Annotated in this window: 15 protein-coding genes; 14 read left to right on the plus strand and 1 reads right to left on the minus strand. The window is 61.9% G+C overall.

The annotated features are described in order from the left end of the window. The first annotated feature begins 49 nt into the window (after positions 1 to 49). The 11 genes from nuoF to GX515_07165 all read left to right on the plus strand — a co-directional run bounded on the left by nuoF (position 50) and on the right by GX515_07165 (position 15,303). A complete protein-coding gene (gene nuoF / locus GX515_07115; protein HHY32780.1) occupies positions 50 to 3,082 on the plus strand; it encodes an NADH-quinone oxidoreductase subunit NuoF in 3,033 nt (1,010 codons plus the stop codon). A 20-nt stretch (positions 3,083 to 3,102) separates the two neighbouring features. Beyond that, on the plus strand, positions 3,103 to 4,827 hold the full coding sequence (locus GX515_07120; GenBank protein ID HHY32781.1) for a 2Fe-2S iron-sulfur cluster binding domain-containing protein: 1,725 nt from the start codon (positions 3,103 to 3,105) through the stop codon (positions 4,825 to 4,827). A 574-nt stretch (positions 4,828 to 5,401) separates the two neighbouring features. Then, positions 5,402 to 6,214: a hypothetical protein gene (locus GX515_07125; GenBank protein HHY32782.1), complete on the plus strand. Its 813-nt coding sequence runs from the start codon at positions 5,402 to 5,404 to the stop codon at positions 6,212 to 6,214. 151 nt (positions 6,215 to 6,365) lie between these two features. Beyond that, positions 6,366 to 6,560: a zinc ribbon domain-containing protein gene (locus tag GX515_07130; protein ID HHY32783.1), complete on the plus strand. Its 195-nt coding sequence runs from the start codon at positions 6,366 to 6,368 to the stop codon at positions 6,558 to 6,560. A 444-nt stretch (positions 6,561 to 7,004) separates the two neighbouring features. Then, positions 7,005 to 10,259, plus strand: a complete 3,255-nt coding sequence (locus GX515_07135) for an isoleucine--tRNA ligase (GenBank protein ID HHY32784.1) — start codon at positions 7,005 to 7,007, stop codon at positions 10,257 to 10,259. Further along, positions 10,256 to 10,768 carry an NUDIX hydrolase gene (locus tag GX515_07140; protein ID HHY32785.1) on the plus strand — a complete coding sequence of 171 codons (513 nt, stop codon included), beginning with the start codon at positions 10,256 to 10,258 and terminating at the stop codon, positions 10,766 to 10,768. Before GX515_07135 ends, GX515_07140 begins: the two co-directional genes overlap by 4 nt. Before the next feature lie 3 nt (positions 10,769 to 10,771). Further along, positions 10,772 to 11,332, plus strand: a complete 561-nt coding sequence (yfcE, locus tag GX515_07145; protein ID HHY32786.1) for a phosphodiesterase — start codon at positions 10,772 to 10,774, stop codon at positions 11,330 to 11,332. 241 nt (positions 11,333 to 11,573) lie between these two features. Continuing rightward, positions 11,574 to 12,557: an Ig-like domain-containing protein gene (locus tag GX515_07150; GenBank protein HHY32787.1), complete on the plus strand. Its 984-nt coding sequence runs from the start codon at positions 11,574 to 11,576 to the stop codon at positions 12,555 to 12,557. Between the two features lie 44 nt (positions 12,558 to 12,601). Next, on the plus strand, positions 12,602 to 13,459 hold the full coding sequence (gene panB, locus GX515_07155; protein HHY32788.1) for a 3-methyl-2-oxobutanoate hydroxymethyltransferase: 858 nt from the start codon (positions 12,602 to 12,604) through the stop codon (positions 13,457 to 13,459). A gap of 88 nt (positions 13,460 to 13,547) precedes the next feature. Next, complete coding sequence (locus tag GX515_07160) at positions 13,548 to 14,486, plus strand: hypothetical protein (protein ID HHY32789.1); 939 nt, start codon at positions 13,548 to 13,550, stop codon at positions 14,484 to 14,486. 286 nt (positions 14,487 to 14,772) lie between these two features. Beyond that, the gene (locus GX515_07165) at positions 14,773 to 15,303 is read left to right on the plus strand and encodes a TlpA family protein disulfide reductase (protein HHY32790.1); all 531 of its coding nucleotides are present in this window, start codon (positions 14,773 to 14,775) and stop codon (positions 15,301 to 15,303) included. A gap of 322 nt (positions 15,304 to 15,625) precedes the next feature. On the opposite strand, the gene GX515_07170 is transcribed toward GX515_07165, so the two are convergent. Beyond that, a complete protein-coding gene (locus GX515_07170; GenBank protein ID HHY32791.1) occupies positions 15,626 to 15,817 on the minus strand; it encodes a 50S ribosomal protein L28 in 192 nt (63 codons plus the stop codon). 233 nt (positions 15,818 to 16,050) lie between these two features. Here GX515_07170 and GX515_07175 point away from each other — a divergent pair, with 233 nt between their 5' ends. From GX515_07175 to GX515_07185, 3 genes are all read left to right on the plus strand, one after another. After that, the gene (locus GX515_07175; protein ID HHY32792.1) at positions 16,051 to 16,428 is read left to right on the plus strand and encodes an Asp23/Gls24 family envelope stress response protein; all 378 of its coding nucleotides are present in this window, start codon (positions 16,051 to 16,053) and stop codon (positions 16,426 to 16,428) included. 22 nt (positions 16,429 to 16,450) lie between these two features. Continuing rightward, complete coding sequence (locus tag GX515_07180) at positions 16,451 to 18,187, plus strand: DAK2 domain-containing protein (protein HHY32793.1); 1,737 nt, start codon at positions 16,451 to 16,453, stop codon at positions 18,185 to 18,187. Between the two features lie 96 nt (positions 18,188 to 18,283). Then, positions 18,284 to 19,135, plus strand: a complete 852-nt coding sequence (locus GX515_07185) for a DegV family protein (GenBank protein ID HHY32794.1) — start codon at positions 18,284 to 18,286, stop codon at positions 19,133 to 19,135. The last annotated feature ends 324 nt before the right edge of the window (positions 19,136 to 19,459 follow it).

The raw sequence follows: 19,459 nt of genomic DNA on the forward strand, positions 1-19,459 counted from the left end.
GGACCGTCGCGGCGTAACGTCGCCGCCTGAGAGTAAGGAGGCTGGTCACATGGATTCCTACCGTGCGCATGTCCTGGTGTGTGGCGGCGCAGGCTGCGTTTCCTCTGGGTGCAAAGAGGTTCAAGAGGCTTTCGTGGATGAAATAGCAAAGTGCGGCCTTGCTGGTGAGGTCAGAGTGGTGAGCACCGGGTGCATGGGTCCTTGCGAGCTCGGCCCGGTTGCCATCATATACCCCGAAGGGGTCCTGTACCGGAAGCTCAGGCCCGAGGATGCCAGGGAGATCGCCCGTGAGCATCTGCTGAAAGGAAGGATAGTCCAGCGCCTGCTGTATGAAGCTCCCGATACCCAGCAGCGGGTACCGACATACGGAGACATTACGTTTTTCAACAGGCAGCTCAGGATCGCCCTGCGCAACACCGGCAAGATAGACCCGCTCAACATAGAGGAGTACATCGCTGAGGACGGTTACGTTGCCCTTGCGAAGGTCCTTACGGAGATGACGCCGGAGCAGGTGGTGGACGTCGTAAAGCGCTCGGGGCTGCGCGGGCGCGGCGGGGCTGGGTTCCCGACCGGCCTCAAGTGGGATTTCACGCGCAGGGCCAAGGCCGACCAGAAATACGTGGTCTGCAACGCCGACGAGGGTGACCCCGGTGCGTTCATGGATAGGAGCGTGCTGGAGGGTGATCCCCACAGTGTCATAGAGGCTATGGCGATCGCAGGCTATGCGGTGGGTGCGTCTCAGGGGTACGTGTACGTGCGAGCTGAGTACCCCTTGGCAGTCAAGCATCTCACGCACGCCATAATGCAAGCTCGGGAGTACGGAGTGCTGGGCAAGGACATATTCGGGAAGGGGTTCGACTTCGACCTTGACATCAGGGTCGGCGCGGGCGCGTTCGTCTGCGGGGAGGAGACGGCGCTCCTGGCCTCGGTGGAGGGGAAGCGTGGTGAACCGCGGCCGAGGCCCCCGTTCCCGGCAAACGAGGGCCTGTGGGCGAAACCCACTCTCATCAACAACGTCGAGACGTACGCGAACATCCCGCCCATAATCCTGAAAGGGCCGGAGTGGTTCGCCAGCATCGGCACAGAGAAGAGCAAAGGCACCAAGGTGTTTGCCTTAGCCGGGAAGATAAACAACACGGGCCTCGTCGAGGTGCCGATGGGTACGTCGCTTGGCGAGATAATCTTCGATATCGGGGGCGGCATCCCAGGCGGCAAGAAATTCAAGGCCGCGCAGACCGGAGGCCCGTCAGGCGGGTGCGTGCCAGCGGAGTTTCTCAACACCCCCGTTGACTATGAGTCTTTGAAGGAGCTCGGCACGATCATGGGCTCGGGCGGCCTCATCGTCATGGACGAGGACACGTGCATGGTCGACCTGGCCCGGTTCTTCCTCGAGTTCACGCAGGACGAATCGTGCGGCAAGTGCGCTCCGTGCCGTATCGGAACGAAGAGGATGCTCGAGATCCTGACGAGGATCACGCGCGGCGAGGGACGCGAGGGAGACATCGAACGTCTAGTGAAGCTGGGCACCTGGATCAAGGAGACCGCCCTGTGCGGCCTTGGCCAGACGGCTCCGAACCCCGTGCTCACCACGATACGGTACTTCAGAGACGAGTATGAGGCTCACATCCGCGACAAGCGGTGTCCGGCGTCGGTGTGCGCCGCGCTGTTCGAGGCCCCGTGTCAGAACGCGTGCCCGGCCGGGGTCGACGTCCCAAGGTACATCAGCCTGATAAGGCAAAAGAGATATCAGGACGCTGTCAGGCTCATAAAGGAGAAGAACCCATTCCCAGCGGTGTGCGGGCGGGTATGCACCCACCCGTGCGAGGGCAAGTGCAGGCGGGCTCAGCTGGATGAGGCGGTAGCCATATGTGAGCTGAAGAGGTTTGCGGCTGATTGGGAGCTCATGAACCCGCTGCCACCGGACCGTCCGGCCGTCCGCAAGGATTCCAAGGTCGCCATCATCGGGTCGGGGCCCGCGGGGCTCACAGCCGCGTATTACCTTGCAGGGTTTGGGTACGAGGTCACGGTGTTCGAGGCACTCCCCGAGGCCGGTGGGATGCTCAGGGTGGGCATTCCCGAGTACCGGCTGCCGAAGGATGTTCTGGACGCGGAGATCCTCGCGATATGCCGCAGGGGCGTCGAGATACGCACCGGGGTCGCGGTGGGCAAGGACATAACCCTGGAGGAGCTGAAGGCGCAGGGCTATAAGGCGATCTTCATCGCGGTCGGTGCGAACGTCAGCCAGAAGCTGGGCGTGCCCGGTGAGGACCTCGATGGAGTCATCGGCGCGGTGGAGTTTCTGCGAGAGGTGAACCTAAACGGCCGCCGGAAGGTGGGGAAGAAGGTCGCGGTCATAGGTGGCGGCAACGCCGCCATAGACGCGGCCCGCACCGCCTTGCGGCTCGGCGCGAAGGAGGTCCACATAATCTACAGGCGGCAGCGGGAGGACATGCCGGCCGACAAGTCCGAGATAGCCGAGGCGGAGCGGGAAGGGGTTAAGATCCATTTCCTGACTGCGCCGTCCAGGATGATCGGAAGCGCCGGCAAGCTTACGAACATGGAGTGCGTCCGCATGTCTCTTGGCGAGTTCGACCGCACCGGCCGCAGACGCCCTGTCCCGATCGAGGGCTCGGAGTTCGTCATCGACGTGGATACAGTGATATCCGCCATCAGCCAAAGGCCGGACGCATCGGTGGTGCCGGCTGGGTCACGAATCGAGGTCACCAAGTGGTCTACGATAGTCGCAGACCCGAGGACCCGCGCGACCGGCGAGCCCGGCGTCTTCGCCGGTGGAGACTGCGTTAACGGTCCGGACACCGTGATCCAAGCGATCGCAGACGGCAGGCGGGCCGCCGAGGAAATAGACAAGTTCCTCGGTGGGACCGGGAAGATCCCGGTAAGCCCCGACCTCGGGAGAGAGCTCGCCGGGGAAATCCATGAGGAGCGTATGATCCGTCAGCATCCGGAACACCTGCCCGTCTCCGAAAGAAAAGGCAACTTCGATGAGGTCGTATCGAGGCTCAGTGAAGCAGCCGCCCTTTACGAGGCGTCCCGGTGCCTGCGGTGCGACGTGAAGGACTGAGGAATGGAGCGTGAGCCATGATGGACATGATTAGTCTCACAATTGACGGTCGCAAGGTGGAAGTCCCGAGAGGCTCGACGGTTTTGGATGCTGCGAGGGCGGCCGGGATCGACGTGCCCACTCTCTGTTACCTGAAGGACGTGAACGCCGTCGGCGTGTGCAGGGTCTGTGTGGTGGAGATCGAGGGTGCGAAGTCCCTCCAGGCCTCGTGCGTCACCCCGGCTGCTCAGGATATGGTCGTTCACACGAACACCCCGGCGGTGCGCGAAGCGCGTCGCACGGTGCTTGAGCTCATCATATCGAACCATCCTTTCGAGTGCCTCACTTGCGAGCGGAACGGAAACTGCGAGTTGCAGGCGTTGGCTGAAAGGTTCGGGACACGCGACATTGAGTACCCGGGCGAACGAGCCAAGTTCCCTGTCGACACGTCGAGCCCGTCCATCGTGCGAGATCCGAACAAGTGCATTCTGTGCAGGCGTTGCATGAGCGTGTGCCAGAAGGTGCAGACCGTCTTCGCGCTCGCTCCGAACAACAGGGGCTTCGGAACCATGATCGCGCCGGCTTTCGGAGACGAGCTCATGAGCGCAGTGTGTTCGCTGTGCGGGCAGTGTGTGTTGGTGTGTCCCACGGGGGCGTTGAAGGAACGGGACGAGACGGAGGCTGTGTGGCAGGCCCTCGCAGACCCATCGAAGCACGTGCTCGTGCAGACCGCCCCCGCTATCCGTGCAAGCATCGGCGAGGAGTGCTGGCTCGAACCCGGCAGCCGGGTCACCGGGCAGCTCGTAGCTGCCTTACGCAGGCTCGGGTTCGATAGGGTGTTCGACACGGACTTCGCGGCAGACCTCACCATCATGGAAGAGGGGCATGAGTTCCTCCAGCGCTTGCGCGAAGGCGGCACGTTGCCTCTCATCACGTCGTGCAGCCCAGGCTGGATCAAGTTCATAGAGCACTTCTACCCCGAGCTCCTGCCTCACCTCTCAACGTGCAAGTCGCCTCAACAGATGTTCGGCGCGGTTGCAAAGACGTACTATGCAGAGAAAGCTGGCATCGACCCGAAGGATATCTTTGTGGTGTCCGTGATGCCTTGCACTGCCAAGAAGTTTGAGGCCAGGAGGCCGGAGATGACGGCGAGCGGGTATGCCGACGTGGATGCGGTGCTCACCACGAGGGAGCTCGGGAGGATGATCCGCGAGGCCGGGATAGACCTGGGCTCCCTCGAGCCTGAGGCGTTCGACCCGCCCCTCGGTATGTCCACCGGCGCGGGCGCCATATTCGGGGTGACGGGCGGCGTGATGGAGGCGGCGCTCCGGACCGTGTCTGAGGTGGTCCTCGACCGCGAGCTGGACGACATCGACTTCGTTCCGGTCAGGGGCTTCGATGGGGTGAAGGAAGCAGAGATCGACCTCGATGGAACACACGTTCGCGTCGCAGTCGCGCACGGCCTCGGGAACGCCAGGCGTCTTTTGGAGGGCGTGAAGAGCGGCGAAGCCAACTACCATTTCATCGAGATAATGGCGTGCCCGGGTGGGTGTATCGGCGGCGGCGGTCAGCCCATACCCACGAACGACGAGATACGAAAGAAGAGGATCGCGGCCATTTACGAAGAGGATAAGCACATGCCGCTGCGCAAATCGCACCTCAACCCGGCGGTCCAGGAGCTCTACAGGGAATTCCTTGGGAAACCCCTTAGCGAGAAGGCACACGAGCTCCTGCACACCCACTATCATGCGAGGGCGCGGTTCTGACCGAGCGGCGGATGCCCTAGGGCCGTTGCAGGCCGCACGGCCTGATATGAATCGCTACATTCAGGCCCCGGCTCCCGGGTAGCCCCCGGAAGCCGGGCGCCGGGATGTTTCCAGCTCCCAACCTCCTACATGGGCCGCAGGCATTTCGAGCCAAAGCCTCGCGGCAGCCCGCATCGTGTGATGCGGGCTTCTTTCTGTGGTGGAGCACGTCTACAAGCTGCCTGCTGCGGTGCACGAGCCACCGGCCAGCGCATTTCGCCCGAGACGCGAGGCGCGGGCTGAACCCTCGAGATGAGCTCGGGCGGAGCCTGCGAGCCGAGGGCACGGAGCTTGCCCGGCTTATGCTCGGGTCCACGGTGACGTGGCGCCGGGCTGACACGATTGCCCCAAGATATGAATTACCTGGTGGGACGAAGAGGAGTTTCACAAGGCAGTAAGAAGTACTCTATAATCTGAGTCTGTAGATGCAGGGCCCTTGCTTTCATTTGCCCTGCTGCAAAGCGGGTTTGAGTTCCGAGCGCGTAATGCGCGCCCGGCCGCTATGAGTCTGCCACCCACTGAAGGGGGATTTGCCATGGGCGGGAATGGTCCGGGCCGGTCCACCGACGGCCGACGGAGAAAGATTCATCTCGGGATATGGGGGATGCGGGTCTGGGTTCTTGCTGCCCTTCTAGGTGGCCTCGCTGTGCCTATGCGCTTTCAGTCGGGCGTCGCCGAGGCTGGTCCTCCGTCGTACCTGCTTCAGTACGACATCAAGAAGGGAGAGACCCTGTGGTACCAGGTGCTCATCAGTGAGACCATATACTCAGGGACAAGACGCATGACCAACCTTTACCGGGAGGACGTCAAGGTCGAGAGCGCTGCCACGGCTGACGGGAAGATCCATCAGACAGTGACCTGTGCCGGCACCGTCACGCCGGAAGGAGGAGAAGCGCGCAATCTGGAGCCGTTCCGCTATTACCTTACCCTCGAGAGGACGGGGCGGATCCTCGAAGCCGAGGGGCTGAAGCCGTGGGACGGTCGCCAGGTGGAGACTCTGTGGTTGGCGCAGGTGATCCTGCCCGCGAGGCCTGTCATCGTTGGAGAGAAGTGGACGGTGAACGACGAGCTCTACTCCACCGCAAACGGTGGTCTTGCTATGGAAAGACGCACTTACGAGTTCGACGGCATCGAGAGGGTGGGCTCTCAGGACGCTTTCAAGGTGAAGTACGAGGCCTCTCGAAAGGGCAGGGCCAACTCGAGGGACTACACGTATACGGGCACGGGGACGTTCTACCTTTCCTCCGGCAGGCTCGCTAAACTCGAGGCATCTGAGATGGTCACGTATGCAGGCAACGGGCAGGACACGAAGGTCATAACCATGATCCAAGTGAACCTTGTCAAGTAGAGGGCAAGACCAAGACGATTTCGGCGTCGCACCGCGGCTCGACGCACCGGCGTGCCTGTGGCTCGCCTGCAGCCGTCTGCGGGGCGCCCTGCGCGGCTTTGGACTCGTAACCCTGGTGCTTCCCAAGCATATAAATAGCGAGGAACGGCTTTTGCGCGAGGGAGGGGGTGAGCCCAAGGTGATCCAGTGCCCCAATTGCGGGACGACGAATCCTGACGGGTCGGAGGTGTGCGAAAAGTGCGGCCAAGGCCTCCTACCGGGGCCGCAGGTGATAACGCATGACACCCCAAAGCTGCCGTTTATCAAGAGGATTCCCCTTGGTAGGGGACCGGTGCGTCGTGGTTGACGCGGTGACGCTGCTATGGTAGACTAAGCCTAGTCAGATTATGGTGACTGGGTCAAAGCCGATAAGTGGCAACGACGATGAGAGGGAAGAGTAGGCCGCCACTGGAGTGAAGCGAACCGGGGCCGGTGGGAGCCGGGGCTCGGCGGCTGCCGAAAATCACCCTTGAGTTGCGGTGCGAAATCGGCCAAGATGCCTGCGGTGGAGGCCGAGAGTAGACGCCGCCGGATCCTCCCGATAGAGAGGCAGGGCATGCGTATACCTGAGGTGGCCTCAGGTGACCTGTGCCCGCGAGAGGGCCGCGAGAGATGCGGTCAACCCGGGTGGTACCGCGGGAGGTTTGCCTCCCGTCCCTTGTTGTGGGACGGGAGGCTTTTGATTCCTAGTAGCAAGATGACCGAGGCGGAGGTCTTTGAGTGAAGTGGTGTTGCAGGGAGGTTTGCTGCTGTGTTCAGGAAGGTCGATCCGGATGCGAGTTTCCCCAGGATGGAGCAGGAGATCCTAAAGTACTGGGCGGAACACGATGTTTTCAAGAAGACGCTCGAGAAGAGCGAGGGCAACCCGAGGTTCGTGTTCTATGAGGGGCCGCCGACGGCGAACGCCCTCCCTCATCCGGGGCACGTGTTGACCAGGGCGATGAAAGACCTGGTCCCGCGATACCGGACGATGGCCGGGTACTACGTCCCCAGGAAGGGTGGGTGGGACACTCATGGCCTGCCGGTCGAGCTCGAGATCGAGAAAGAGCTCGGGATAAGCGGAAAGAAACAGATAGAAGACTACGGGGTCGAGAGGTTCATCGAGAAGTGCAAAGAGAGCGTGTTCCGGTACAAGCGAGAGTGGGAGCGCATGACGGAACGCGTGGGGTTCTGGATCGACCTCGATAAGGCATACATCACGTACACCGACGACTATATCGAGTCGGTCTGGTGGGCGTTGCGACAGATATGGGACAAAGGCTTGCTCTATCAAGGCCACAAGGTCGTTCCGTACTGCCCTCGCTGTGGCACGGCCCTCTCAAGCCACGAGGTGGCGCAGGGGTATTCAGAGGTGGAGGACCCCTCCGTGTTCGTGAAGTTCAAGGTCAAGGGCGAGGATGACACGTTTTTCCTCGCCTGGACCACCACGCCGTGGACCCTTCCTTCCAACGTCGCCCTGGCGGTCTCCAAGGACTTCACGTACGTCAAGGTCAGGCTCGACCGAACCGGCGAGCGGTTCATCCTCGCGAAAGGGCTGCTGGACGCAGCGGTGCGGGAGGGCTATGAGATAGTGGAGGAGTTCTCAGGTGCGCAGCTGGCGGGAAGGGAGTACGAGCCTCTCTTTCCGTTTGCTCGCCCTGATAAGCGGGCGTGGTACGTGGTCACGGGGGATTTCGTTACGCTTGAGGAAGGCACCGGCATAGTCCACATCGCGCCAGCCTTCGGCGAGGACGACATGTCCGCTGCGGTCGAGCACGGCCTTCCCGTGGTGCAACTCGTCGATGCGGAAGGCCGGTTCGTGGAGGCCGTGGAGCCATGGAAGGGGATGTTCGTTAAAGAGGCGGATCCCCTGATCATCCAGAGGCTGCAGCAGGAAGGAAAGCTTTACCGGAGCGAGATGTACAGGCACACCTATCCGTTTTGCTGGCGTTGTGACACACCGCTCCTGTACTATGCTCGGACTTCATGGTTCATCAGAACGACCGCGGTGAAAGAGGCGCTCCTCCGCAACAACGCTGCCATCAACTGGCATCCGGATTACATCAAGGATGGCCGGATGGGCAACTTCCTTGAGAACGTCATAGACTGGGCGGTGAGCCGCGAACGTTACTGGGGCACGCCTCTCCCGGTATGGATATGCCAAAGCTGCGGGAAGCAGCATTGCGTCGGGAGCGTGGCCGAGCTAAAGAGCATGGCCACGAAGCTTCCAGACAAGCTCGAGCTGCACAGGCCGTACATCGACCAGGTCGAGCTGCGTTGTCCCGAGTGCGGGGGGATCATGCGCCGTACCCGCGAGGTCATAGATGCGTGGTTCGACTCGGGGTCGATGCCGTTCGCGCAGTGGCATTACCCGTTCGAGAACAAGGAGGAGTTCGAACGGAACTTCCCGGCGGACTTCATATGTGAAGCCATTGACCAGACGCGGGGATGGTTCTATACGCTCCTAGTCATATCGACCCTCATCTTCGACAGGCCGTCTTTCCGGAACGTGCTCGTGCTCGGGCACATTCTGGACGCTGAGGGCCAGAAGATGAGCAAGAGAAAAGGGAACGTCGTGGATACGTGGGAGGTGTTCAACACCTACGGCGCGGATGCCTTCAGGTGGTACCTCTACACGGTCAACCCGCCTTGGAACCCAACGCGGTTCTATATGGAGGCAGTCGGTGAGTCGCGCCGCAGGTTCCTTTCGACCCTTTGGAACGTGTACTCCTTCTACGTGCTCTACGCGAACGTGGATGGGTTCGATCCTGAACAGCACCAACTCGACGTGAGCCGTCGCTCCCTCCTCGACAAGTGGATAATATCCCGCTTCAACGGCCTTTCGGCGAAGGTCCGGAGCGAGCTCGATGAGTACAACATCACCAGCGCTGCTCGGGCCATCGAGGAGTTCGTGGATGACCTGAGCAATTGGTATGTGCGAAGGTCTAGGCGGCGGTATTGGGGAGCAGAGATGACCGAGGACAAGGTCGCGGCGTATCTCACCCTTCACGAGATGCTGGTGGGTGTCGCGAAGCTTCTAGCGCCGTTCACACCGTTCGTCGCAGAGGAGGTATATAGGAACCTCGAGGGTGAAAGGCGGAAAGACGCTCCGGAGAGCGTCCATCTGTGCGACTACCCAAAGTGCGATGAGACCCTTGTTGACTCTGAGTTGGAGCGGGACATGGCATTCGTGCGAAACGTCGTCACCCTCGGCCGGGCCGCCAGGAACAGGGTGAACATCAAGAACCGTCAACCTCTCGCCGAGATGGTGGTTGTCGCTGGCAGCCCTGAGGGCGAACGCGCGGTCACTGCCCTGGAACCCCTCATAAGAGAGGAGCTCAACGTGAAGGTGGTTCGGGTCGCATCTGACACGGGCGAATTCGTGGCGCACAAAGTGAAGCCCAGATATGACCTTCTCGGTCCCAAGCACGGCAAGCTGGTCAAGGAGGTCGTGGCAGCTCTACTTGCCATGGACCCTGAAGAAGCCGTCAGGGAGATGGACCGTGCCGGGAAGGTGGATGTTCTCGTCCGAGGCTCGGCGGTACAGGTGAATCGCGACGAGGTCAGCGTGGAGACCGTCGAGAGGGAAGGCTACGCGGTGGAGGGCGAGGGCGGGGTCTCGGTTGCGCTGGACACACGCCTCACTCCCGAGCTTGTCATGGAAGGCCTCGCACGCGAGATGGTGAACAAGATCCAGAGCATGCGCAAACAGGCGAATTTCGACATCGAGGACCGCATCCGCACGGTGTTCTGGGCTGATGCAGCGGTCAGACGCGCGTGCGAGGCGTACCGCGCCTATCTTATGGACGAGACGCTCTCGGAGGAGCTGGAGTTCAGGGGGGAGCCCCCGGCTGCGGAGACCCGTGGGGAGCTTACGCAGGAGTGGGACGTGAACGGCCACAAGGTCGTGATCAGCGTGGAGCGCCTGCGTGTCGCGGGCTCGGGCGCCGGCTCGGGCGCGGCTGCGAGCAAGGGCGCCCCGGGGGCGATGACAACGCTGCCAGAGGAAAGCGAGGGCGTGGAATGAACGAGCCCGTGCGAAAGAAAGAGGTTAGCGCAGGGATAATCGTCTTCAGGGGCGACCAGGTCCTCATCATCAGGAATCGTTTCGGCGAGTGGGTCCTTCCCAAGGGCAAGGTTGAGGCCGGCGAGACCGTCGAGGAGGCGGCTCTGCGTGAGGTGGAGGAGGAGACGGGCATTCGTGCCGTTGTGCTGGGGACAGCTGGCACGACCTCGTATACGTATCTCTCGGAGTGCTCCGGGGAGCCCGTGGACAAGGTGGTCCATTGGTTTGTGGGACGCGAGGCACACGGTTCGAGCGACGACGGCGCGGGGAGCGACGTGACGCCGTCTCCCCAGCGGGAGGAGGGGATCAGCGCCGCTTGCTTTGTGCCGTGGCAGGACGCTGTCTCTTTGCTGAAATACGACGGCGAGCTGGTACGTCGGGTCGCTTCGGCGATTACCGAAGGCTCGCAGGCGCCCACAGGCATAGTGGACGCCTCTTGCTGCAAGAATCCCCTCTCTGGGAGGTGCTAACGCGTGCGCATCGGTGTTATAAGCGATACACACGGTTCCCTCACGGCGTGGAACAAAGCCCTCGCTGTGCTAGGCAAGGTGGATATCTTGCTTCACGCGGGGGACGTGTTGTACCACGGCCCCAGGAACCCTCTTCCGGACGGTCACGACGCCAAGGGCCTGGCGGAAGCCATAAACACTTACGGCGGTCGGCTCTTGATCGCAAGGGGAAACTGCGATGCCGATATTGACCAGCTCGTGCTGAACGTGCCAATGCAGGCACCGTATGTCCTCGCCGTGGTCGAGGGAAGGTACATTCTCGTGCATCACGGGCATCTGATAGCAGGCGAGGCCATGGCTGGTCTGTTGCATCGCTACCGCCTGGATCTGGTTGTGACCGGCCACACCCACGTCCCGGGCGTCGAAAGGCCTTTCGGAAACGAAGGCGGGCTCATCCTCAACCCGGGCAGCCCTGCCCTCTCGAAAGCGCGTGACAGGCGGGGGACTGTCGCGCTCATCGAGGATCACATCGTGCGTATCCTCTACGCCGACAACGGTGCGCAGCTCGCCTCATGCCCGTGGTAGGGCCGCGCAGACTCCGCGTCCGCAGAGTCGTACTGCCCCGAGTCGGCTCTCACGCGTCCCAGGCGCCGGGGAGACGGGCTGAGGAGGAGATCGTGTCTCGATAGCGAATTCCATCCCCAACTGGGGAGCCGGGCTCAGGTAAATGGGCCGGGAGCTGAGGGTTTTCTGGCCCCGGGGTGCGTGAGACGCCGACCCGCGCCGAAGCCGACGCCGTGCGGGTCGGGGACGAGGAGGCGACGTGATGCCTAAACCGGTTGGATTCCGAGTGACTGCGGCCTGTGCGTTCGTTCTTTTGATGATCCTGATATCGGCACCTGGTGGAGCTTTGATCGCCGGGGAGCCTACTCCACGACCGGAGCCGCCGAGGGTCGTACAGGTGTACCCGTCCGACGGCATGCGGTACGTGCCGGTCGACACCGCCATCCACATCGTTTTCAGCGAACCCATGGATGAGGCCTCGACAATACAGTCGGTAAACGTCTCGCCAGCGCTTCAACTCGTATACCCATCGAGCTGGCAGTTCCTCAACAACAAGGCGATCATGGTGATAGTCCCGGCCAAGCCGTTGCGGTATTCCACCACTTACAAGGTGGTGGTGAGCAGGAGCGCGAGGGACTCCCAAGGGGTTGAAATGCAACAGGATTACTCGTGGTCCTTTACCACGGCCGCGGCACCCCCCTCGCCTGTTGCGGTGCCCGTGAACGGCGATTTCGCTGCTGGCAACATTGCGGGTTGGACCTGGCGCCACAGCGAGGCTGCGGGCTCGCGGGCCGCGTCGTGGTCGGTCGTGGCCGACGGCGAGCGTCAGCACGTACTGAAGATCTCGCGTCCGCCTACGTTCGAGGCGGGCTCCTGTTCGCTCGAGCAGCGGATCGATGCGGAATTGCCAGCGTTCGGCCTGGTGTTCCTGTCGTTTGACATGCGGCTCGACGACTACACGCTGAAGGAGTATACGACGGGCTCGACCTACCCGCTGAAGGTCGTCTTGACTTACCTCGACAGAGATGGTGTTGAGCACTCCTTCGTCAGATCGTACTACTTCCATCTGCCCTTGGAGGGAGGTGTAGACAGTTTCGCGGAGTTCGTGGAGCTTGGGAAGTGGACGTCCAGGTCTTATAACCTGAGCACGCTAGTCCCACGGCCGGCCTTCCTCAAATCCTTGAGGTTCGAGTGCTCCGGGTGGGCGTGGACCGCCTTGCTCGACGACGTAAGACTAGTCTGGTGAGGCAAGGACCCCGGTGACCAGCAGGGAAAAGGAGGGTGTTTCCGATGGCGAAGAAGACCGTTCTCGACTTTGTGGACATGAAGCGAAAAGGAGAGAAGATCACTTTTCTCACGGCGTACGACTATCCCATCGCGTCGTTCGCTGAGAAGGCGGGCATCGACATGCTTCTCGTCGGCGACTCGCTCGGAATGGTCGTGTACGGGCTTCCGGGAACGATTCCTGTTACCATGGACGAGATGATCATCCATGCTCGTGCGGTCCGTAGGGGAGCGCCGAATACCTTTGTCATTGGCGACATGCCGTTCATGTCGTATCAGTCTTCGACGGAGAAAGCCGTGGAAAACGCAGGCCGGTTCATGAAGGAAGCTCAGATGGACGCCATCAAGCTTGAGGGCGGGAGGCGGGTCATAAACCAAATGAAGGCCATAGTCGACGCTGGTATCCCCGTGATGGGGCACATCGGCCTGACCCCGCAAAGCTCGGGCCAACTCGGCGGGTTCAAGGCGCAGGGACGGACGGCCGAGGCCGCTCGCGAACTCATCCTGGACGCCATCGCCATCCAGGAGGCAGGGGCGTTTGCAATACTCCTCGAGGCCATCCCGCCTGAGGTCGGGGAGGCGATAACGAAGAGACTCGCTATTCCCGTCCTCGGTATCGGCGCTGGACTGCATTGCGACGGTCAGCTTCTGATAAACGGTGACATGCTCGGGCTCGTGGAGGCGTTCACGCCTAAGTTTGTGAAGAAATACGCCAATCTTGCCGAGATCATCACGGGTGCCATATCCGAGTACATCCGCGATGTTAGGGGGCTTGCTTTCCCCGAGGAAAAGCACACCTACAAAATGAAGGAGGGTGAGGCGGAGAAACTTGCCGAGTTCCTGAAGTCCCTTGACAGCCGGTGACAGCCAGCTGCCGCTGCCTTCGCCGCGCCGCATTGGCGGGGCGGCAGCTTGTGCCAGCCGAACGTAAGCTGCACGGAGGTGTTGCCACTTGGACATGACGAGCGTGCGCGAAGCTATCGAGCGGGCGGGTGTTCCTGGGCGGGATCTTGCGGAGCTGCCGAGTTCCACGAAGAGGTTTCCGGATGGGGCCCATTGGCGCGTCGAGGTGTCGGGCATAGAGACCACGGCAGTGCTGAGGGCTTGCATCGAAGAGGCGAAGAGACAGCGGGTCCCGTTCCATCGTGCGATATCGGTGGTGCGGGGCGCAACATGGGCTACCCGGGACGAGCTTGCGGAGTTTGCAAGGGTCGCTCATGATGAGAGGGTCGAGGTCATACTTACCCCGGGGCCGAGGCCCACATGGTACTCCGGGCGACAGATAACGACTCCGGAAGGCGCGATCTGCGGCATGCGCTTGCGTGGGTGCGACATGCTGGCGCATTACGTGTATGACGTGATGCGTGCCGTGGAGATCGGGTTCCGCGGCTTCCTGGTCTGGGATGAAGGCGTTCTCATGGTGCTGAACGAGATGAAAAAGAACGGCGACCTGCCGGAGGATGTGACGTTCAAGGTGTCCATCTTCGCAGGTCACGCCAACGCTGCTGGTGCGAAGCTGTTGCAGAGCCTCGGCGCTGGGACGTTCAACCCGATCGCAGACAGCTCCCTTTCGGCGCTCGCCGCCATGCGGAAGGTCGTCGACATTCCGATGGATGTGCACATCCAGATATTCGATACGTGGGGCGGAATGAATAGGTTCTACGAGACACCAGAGATAGCGAGGGTCGCGGCGCCGTGCTATTTTAAGATGGAGAGCGGCACGAGCGTGGGCATGTATGCGCCCTGGGGTGCGTCGGAGGCCGCTCTGCAAGACCTTGCGAGGCTCAAGATCAAGTCCATCCGGACGATAACCGAGATAATCAAGGACACGTATCCCGATATCAAGCTCTCAGAACACGGAGTAGCCGGGCTTGCCATTCCTCAACCGTGAGTATGTTCTGCATGTCTGGTGTGAGGTTGTGAGGCGCACGGGTCATGCGTGCGCCTCTATCTCATCTATTGACCGCATAGACGGCGAGAATCGGTCGCCAGCGCCCCGCCGGACCCACGAAGTGCGCGCGCCGTGGGGGTGGCCGTACTACCTCATACTCGGGGTTCGTTGCGCTGTCGGCCACACCCCAGGTGTCGGCGGAGCTTGGTAACGCTTGCAATATACCCGGTGGGGTATTATGATAGAAGCAAACCCCACCAAACCTCTAGTCAAGGGAGGACGTAACGTGCGCACGAAACGGATCCTGCTTTTCATAGCCTCGCTCATCATCATCGGCGCCGTCGGCTACGCGCTAACGGACCGGTTCGGACACCATCCTGGCGAGCTGTCACCGTCGGTGGAGGAAGGCGGCCTCGCCCGGGGCTTCATACTGAGGACGCTTGACGGTGGGGAGGCCTCCTTGGAGGCGTATCGCGGTAAGGCCGTGGTAGTGGTGAATTTCTGGGCCACGTGGTGCCCGCCGTGCAGAGCTGAGATCCCGGACCTCGTCGACTTCTACAAAGCCCACGAAAAGGACGGCGTGGTGATCCTCGCGGTGAACCTTCGCGAGCCCGAGAGTCAGGTGCGCGACTTCGCGAGGAGTGCGGGCATGGTCTTCCCAGTGCTCTTGGACCTCTCTGGCGACGTGGCGAACGTTTACAAGGTCGAGGCCATACCTACGACCGTCGTCGTGGACAAGTCTGGCGTCATAAGGTCGCGCATCGTCGGGGCGACAAGCCGGGAGGAACTCGAAAGCATCGTCAAGCCGCTTCTGTGAGCCTGGGGGCTGTCCCGGCGCGGCGGCCGGGGGCGCCTGGCCCGGCGGAGGGCGTTGATGAGCAGACAGGTCTGCCTTCAGTTCTCTTCCCCTGATTCGCCCGGAGAGCGATGGGCGGCGATCGGCCGGCCTAGCCTCCTAGCCTCTTGGTGAACAAAAGAACCCGACACGCCGCCTTGCTGTGAAGGGAAGCCATGGGCCTCTCTGGGCGGTTTCGGGTTCCAGGAGCGACGTTGCTCGGGAGTGATCCGCGCGAGGGTGTCGAGTTCGAGCTCGAGATCGAAGCGATGGAATGCGCGAATGCCCCGCGCCGTCGGGCTCGTTAGCGGGCGCGCTCCACCTTGCCTGAGCGAAGACACCTGGTGCACACGTAGATGCGCTTCGGGGCGCCGTTGACGATGGCCTTCACCCGACGGATGTTCGGCAGCCACTTGCGGGGAGTCTTGATGTCCGAATGGCTTACCTGTCTACCTACATGCGGGCTTTTACCGCAGATCTCGCACCGATATGACACGGCCAGCACCTCCTTGTCTTGCAAAGACCCGTGGTGTATTGTATCATAGCGACGCAGGCCACGCAAGCGCCGCAAACGAGCCTGCGCAGGCTGCACCGCGGGCCATTCTACGCGCGCCCCGGGCGAGCATACGATAGCAAAAAGGAATTTCTTGCGGTGCGGAGAATGTAGAAACGTCCGGTCTTCACGGGGATGTGCTGGGCGACGGCGCGGGCAGGGGGGTTCTGCGGTTCATGGGCAAGGATGTCAGCACGGAACTCGGCCAAATCACCATTTCGGACGAGGTGATCGCGCTCATCGCCGGGATGGCGGCGACGGAATGCTATGGCCTCGTTGGGATGGCTTCGCGGAACATTCAAGACGGTATCGCGGAGCTTCTCGGGATGGAGAACATGAGCCGCGGCGTGGAGGTGAAGCTCGACGGCGACGAGGTTGTGATCGAGCTTTACATCATCGTCGAATACGGCACGAAGATCACCGAGGTCGCCCAGAACGTTATGGATAAGGTGCGGTACGTTGTGGAGAGCATGACCGGGCTCAAAGTGGCGCAGGTAAACATAACTGTTCAAGGTGTGAGGGTGACGCATGTCAGAACGGATAGGCGCACGTGACCGGCAAGAGGAGGCCAGCGCGTTGAAGCGTGATCTGCTCGATGCCGGAGCCCTTGCGCGCGCGATCATGGCCGGCACCGAATGGCTGGGAGCGAATAAGGAGTTCGTGAACTCTCTGAACGTGTTTCCGGTCCCTGACGGCGACACGGGCACGAACATGCATCTCACTCTTCTCTCGGCTGTGCGCGAGGTTGAGAAGGCCGAGGGACGCGAACTTTGGGAGATCGCGGATGCTGCCGCCATGGGCTCGCTCATGGGGGCGCGCGGCAACTCAGGCGTGATATTCTCTCAGTTGTTCCGGGGTTTTGCGAAAGGGGTCGAGGGCAAGGCTCAGCTCGAACCCCAAGACTTGGCACGCGCACTTCAAAGCGCGGCCGCCATGGCGTACAAGGCAGTTATGAAGCCGGTGGAGGGGACGATGCTGACCGTTGCACGGGAGGCGGCGCGTTCCGCCACCCAGTGCGCCAGGGCGGGCCTCGGCCTTCGTGCTCTTGCCGAGAAGGTGCTCGAGGACTCCCAGAGGGCCTTGGAACGAACTCCGGAGATGCTTCCCACCCTGAAGGAAGCCGGTGTGGTTGACGCGGGAGGGCAAGGGCTTGTGTTCTTCTGGCAAGGTATAGTGAAGTCTTTGCGTGGCGAGGTGACGGTGCCGCGCCAGGAGCCCGTGCTTCAGGTGGCGCGGGGAGGCGGCGCGGGACAGGCCGCGCGGCAGCCCGAGGCGACCGTAAGGGAAAGCTTGCGGTTTCCATACTGCACTGAGTTGCTCCTGAAGGGAAGGGCCCTTCCGCTGGACCGCATACGTACAGAGCTCGCTGATGCCGGGGATTGTCTGCTCGTGGTGGGGACGAGCGACGTCGCCAAGGTCCACGTCCACACGAGCCATCCAGGGCGAGTCTTGGAGTACTGTCTGCGGTTCGGGGATCTCCATGAGATCCAGATAAACAACATGGCCGACCAGCACGAAGAGTTCGAGGCGCAAGGCCCCGCAGGACGGGCGTCCGCGGACGGGCCCAGCACTGTCACTCTGGAGATGGAGAGGCCCAGCGGCCAGGTCGGCACGTCGAGGCCGCTCGCGCCGGGGCCCCGGCCCGAGTCGATCGAAAAACCCGTTGGCATCGTCGCCGTGGCGGTCGGCGAGGGCCTCGCAACGATCCTACGGAGCCTCGGTGCCGACGTCGTGGTTGAGGGCGGCCAGACCATGAATCCCTCCATAGAAGAGCTTGCGAGCGCTGCCCGTCAGGTTAACGCGAAAAGCGTGATCATCCTTCCTAACAACAGCAATGTGATCCTCACGGCGGACAAAGTCAGGGAATTCGTGGACAAGACCATCTCTGTCGTCCCCACCAAGACAATACCCCAAGGGGTCGCGGCGCTTGTGGCGTTCAACGCCGCAGCTGACCTTTCTGCAAACGAACGCGCGATGAGAGAGGCGCTGGCCAACGTGAGCACGGGCGAGGTGACGTACGCGGTCCGGAGCTCAAGTATGAATGGGTTCAGCATAGACCAAAACGACATCATCGGGATCAAGGACGGCGAGATCTGCGCAGCGGGAAAGGACCGCGACGAAGTTGCGATGAGCTTGGCCAGCCAGATGGTGACCGAGGAAAGCTCGCTCCTCACCATATACTACGGGCAAGATGTGCATGTCAGCGATGCGCAGGCCCTTGCGGAGCGGCTGTCCGACATTTACCCCCATTGCGAGGTCGAGGTCCATTACGGCGGTCAGCCGCTCTACTATTACATCATGTCCGTAGAATAGGCGATGCGGCTGGCGGCGCCCTGGTGAGGGTGAGCGCGTGGAGGCCGTCGGCCTGGGGATTGGGCCTTATAGACAGCACCGGGGAGGCGAAAACACATGGCCAACATCTCGATAGTCACGGACTCCACGGCCGATCTCCCACCGCACCTGTACAGCGACTATGGGATCACCGTGGTCCCGTTGCTCGTTCACTTTGGAGACGAGGTATACCGGGACGGCGTGGACCTCTCGAGCGAGGAGTTTTACGCCAAGCTCACTTCGAGCAGCGTCCTCCCGAGGACCTCTCAGCCCTCACCCCGGGATTTCCAGGTTGTTTACGAAGACTTGCTATCGAAATCTGACGGGGTGGTCTCGATACACCTTTCGAGCCGGCTTTCGGGTACGTACCAGTCCGCAGCCATCGCGGCCAGTATGGTGAAAGGCGGGCCCGTGCGGGTTATAGACGGGCGCCTCGCCTCGGCAGCGAACGGGCTTGTGGTCCTGGAGGCTGCGCGGATGGCAAGGGAAGGAGCGAGCATGGACGACATCGTTGCGAGGGCGCAGGATCTCGTCGGGAAGGTGAGGGTCTTCTTCACCGTTGACACGCTCGAGTATCTGCAAAAGAACGGCCGGATAGGTAGGGCCGCGGCGTTCTTGGGCACCGTGCTCTCGATCCGTCCGCTTCTCTGGCTCCAGGATGGCGAGGTGGCGCCGTACGAGAAAGTGCGGGGGTCGAGGCAGAAGATTCTTGCAAGGCTGGTCGCGGTTGTGAAGGAACACGCCCCTGCCGGGAAGAGGCTGCGTGCGGCGGTGATCCATGCGGTCTCGCCGGATGAGGCGGCGGCCCTGAAGCAGGTCATGGAGAGAGACTTCCCGTGTGAGGAGGTCCTCACTGCGACGGTCGGGCCGGTCATCGGCTGTCACGCGGGCCCCGGCACCATGGCCATCGCTTTTCATCCAGTCGACTGACGGGCGTAGTCCCGTAGTCCCGCGTTTGGGGCCTCGAACGATTGCTGTGCGGCGGGGGTTGCGTGACCCATGGGTTCGGTTCGTCGGGCGACCCGGGCGGACGTCCGTCCGGGCCTTTTCGCGTGAACGACGCGCGATACGTGCCTCGGCGCGAGCGGCGGCGGTTGGTGTCCCGAGGGACGACCACTTGGGAAGAAAAATAAGACGACGGTCTTGCGACCGTCATCCCGTGGGAGAGGAGAAACCGGAGGAAGAGCTTATGGGGGAGGGTTTTGGAACCCCGGCACCGTCCAGGTGCCGTTTTCCTCGGCTCTTCTTTCGGTC

This window comes from Bacillota bacterium (assembly GCA_012842395.1).
Lineage (GTDB): Bacteria > Bacillota > SHA-98 > UBA4971 > UBA4971 > UBA6256.